This window comes from Vibrio sp. D173a (assembly GCF_030248475.1).
Window position 1 is genome coordinate 1 of record NZ_JAHGAH010001592.1, and the last position, 535, is coordinate 535.

The 535-nt window shown below is 41.1% G+C and carries 1 pseudogene; it reads left to right on the forward strand.

The features are described 5' to 3' along the window. A pseudogene (locus tag KIV40_RS34975) lies at positions 1-390 on the forward strand (potassium channel family protein); the annotation flags it as partial. Positions 391-535: the final 145 nt, after the last annotated feature.

A 535-nucleotide genomic window follows, 5' to 3' on the forward strand; every position in this document is an offset into this window, starting at 1 on the left:
CTGGCAGCTTTCTTATTTTCTCATATCTATTCCGCGCTCAGGCAGGTAATGCAAGCATCGAGTGTCACTAAGAACCACATCATTGGCTCAATCTGTATTTATCTTTTGATTGGTCTGGATTGGGCGACCATTTACTTGTTGATCTTAGAGCTGTTGCCACATGCGTTTAATGGGTTAGAAGAGCGAGAGTAGCTGAGTAATTTGTTTAACGCGATGTACTTTAGCTTCATTACCCTGACCACGGTTGGGTATGGGGATATCTCTCCAGCACTTCCTGTAGCTCAATTCTTTGTGTTTATGGAATCGATAATTGGTAGTTTTTATTTGGCTATTATGGTGGCTAGTCTGGTCAGTATTCGACTGAATCAAGGGCAGGAAGACCAGAGCTAGTCAGGACAAAGCTCATCACTCAAGTTAGTTATCAAAGTTAGTTACCATAGAAAGTAAGTCTTATCCTAACTATCAGAAAATAAAAAAGGCCGTTGAGAGTTGTATGACTCTCAACGGCCGTATGTTTAAGCTGGGTTATGCTTTA